The sequence below is a fragment of the Synechococcus sp. R8-2 genome, from assembly GCF_047461715.1.
Taxonomy (GTDB): Bacteria; Cyanobacteriota; Cyanobacteriia; order Thermostichales; family Thermostichaceae; genus Thermostichus.
Genome location: NZ_JANSHQ010000068.1, coordinates 1 through 2451 on the forward strand (window position 1 = coordinate 1; position 2451 = coordinate 2451).

Consider the following 2451-nt stretch of genomic DNA (forward strand, 5'->3'; position numbering starts at 1 on the left):
CCCCCCCCATCCAGCCGGTGGAGGTCATCAAAAAAGCCGCCCCCGCATCGATACAAATCTCCCCGGCCAGCTTTTTCTCCTCCTCGGTCAGCAGAGCCGTTTCCAAAATGGCCTTGACGCAAACCCCCGTTTCTTCCACCAGTTGGGCAATCTCGGCATGGAGGCGATCCAGCTCTCCCGCCTTGAGCCAAGCCAAGTTGATGCGGACGTCCAGCTCCCGGCACCCCTGCTCCACCGCCAGTTGGGCCTCGTAAAGCTTGGCCTCTGCAGTGGTTGTGCCCAGGGGAAACCCCACCACCGTGCTCACCTTGACCGGGGATCCGTGCAGCCGCTCCACCACCCGCGGCACATAGCAGGGAGGAACACAAAAAGTGGGGAAGCCATAGCGCAGGGCGATCTCACACCCCTGGTCAATCTGTTCTGGAGTAACCATCGGCAACAGCAGAGTATGGTCGATGTACTCCGCCAAATTGAGCGAGCTATCCGCTATGCCCTTGCGCTCCAGAGAGAGCATTGGTCGATCCCCCAGCACCCATCTTTACTCTAGCTTCAGTTTTCACCTGCAGGGATCCCCAAAGAGGGCTGAGCCTCTGGCCACAGCCAACCCACCAGGGCATCCCTTCGACCCCACAGTGTCCATTCCCTCGGCACAGCTCACACAGGCTGCTGCCCGATTGCGAGCCCTGATTGACTCGCGGGGGGGCATGGGTTAACTGTACTCAGGCACAAATGCGGGGCAAAGGGGCGGGTGCCGAGGTCACCTGCAGCAATCGGGGAATACGGCTGCTGTCGTAGATGCGAAATTCTTTTTCCAAGATGGCTTTTTCGTCGCGCACCGCCTGGTTCAATACGATGGATCCCTCTGGATCGGAGACGGAACGGTGAAAAGTGCCGGGAGGAATGCGCAAAATGCCTCGGTTCGCTTCCAGGCGCACAATATGGAAGGGATCCCTCCAGCTAAAATTCACCAGGTAAAACGTCCGTCCGCCCCATAGAGCCAGTAGGTTGTCCTCTTGGTGTGGATGCATATAAAACTGCCAATAGCCCTGAGGATTATTGGGGGGACTGATGGCCGGCCCATCGTGGTAAACCAAATCGCGGGCGTTGGATCGCGCAACCGTGATGTCGAAAAAACGCACGCCGGGAGTATCTCGAAATTGATGGAAAGGCAATAGGGCAAACATGGATCTCGACATAGGGACACTTGACCAACGACAGGAAGATAAAGATGATTTCACACTGTTTCGCGTTATTTCGCAGTGTGAAGGGGAAGCTATGTCGTAGTTTAGTCAGGCGCGGCGGAGGGTTCAAACCTGAGATAGCATCACATCTATGCGCAGATCGAATAGATGGGATCCATGAACATCTCGCAACTGCAAACCCTGGTGGCTGTGGTGGAGCGGGGAAATTTCAGCGATGCTGCCCTGCAATTGCACATTTCCCAGTCGGCGGTGAGCCGGGCCATTGCCAGCCTGGAGGAAGAACTGGGGGTGACCCTGTTGGTGCGCGGTCGCTTTGGGGCGCGCCTAACCCCGGTGGGGGAGCGACTGCTGCGCCATGTTCGCAAAATGCTGCAACTGCGGGAACAAATGGATTATGAGGCCAACCTGGAAAAAGGGTTGCGGGGGGGAAATGTGCGAGTTGCCGCTTTTCGCAGTGCTGCAACCCATTTGCTGCCGCCGGTGATCGCCCGCTTCCGCCAACAATTTCCCCAGATTACCCTCACCCTTACAGAGGAAGATCCGGCCACTGTTGAACATCTGTTGCGATCAGGCCAGGTGGATATTGGTCTATTGCCCCTGCCGCGGGCTGCTGAGGATCTCCAGACGTGGGAGATTGCCCGCGATGAGTTCATTGTGTTGGTTCCGCTGAGTTTTGGGCCCCTGCCGGAAACCCTGACCTGGGAGGATCTTTCCCGTTTTTCCTACATTCTCTACAACTACGCCGAATGCACCACCGCGGTGCGGAACCACTGGGAAGCCGCTCACCAAACCCTCAAGGTGGCCTACTTGGTGAAGGAAGACTCCACCATTGTGAACATGGTGGCGCAGGGTCTGGGGGCTGCCATCTTGCCCCGCTTGGCCGCCATCCCCATTCCCGAAGGGATCCAGATCCGCCGGCTGCCGATCCCACTGGAGCGGGTGATCGGAGCTGCTGTTCTGGCCTCTGCGCTGCATCCGCCTGCAGTATTTGCCTTCCTGGAAGCCTTGCGGGGAAACCCATCCCAGTTGCCAAGTTAACATTGCATCGGGAGTACAAGGCAGCTTTGTTGACACCACGCTCATCCATCCAGTGACGCAAGCATTGGTTGCGGACAAACTGGGCAGGGCCTCATCCAAGGCTTGGTATGGCGCTGGAGCGGCGTTGAGGAGTTTGGCTTCCCTGACCAGCATGGGTTTATTTCATTGCAGGTCTATATCATTGCAGGTCTATAGTCATTTCAAACTAGAT

The 2451-nt window shown here is 57.2% G+C and carries 3 protein-coding genes; 1 reads left to right on the top strand and 2 read right to left on the bottom strand.

Annotated elements, in window-relative coordinates:
• A partial coding sequence (deoC, locus tag NW819_RS01720; RefSeq protein ID WP_414412706.1) for a deoxyribose-phosphate aldolase occupies positions 1-514 on the bottom strand: 514 nt, incomplete at its 3' end.
• Positions 515-719: 205 nt separating this feature from the next.
• The gene (locus NW819_RS01725; protein WP_414343843.1) at positions 720-1184 is read right to left on the bottom strand and encodes a redox protein; all 465 of its coding nucleotides are present in this window, start codon (positions 1182-1184) and stop codon (positions 720-722) included.
• Positions 1185-1358: 174 nt separating this feature from the next.
• On the opposite strand from NW819_RS01725, the gene NW819_RS01730 reads away from it, so the two are divergent.
• Positions 1359-2240 carry a LysR family transcriptional regulator gene (locus NW819_RS01730; protein ID WP_414343826.1) on the top strand — a complete coding sequence of 294 codons (882 nt, stop codon included), beginning with the start codon at positions 1359-1361 and terminating at the stop codon, positions 2238-2240.
• Positions 2241-2451 lie beyond the last annotated feature (211 nt).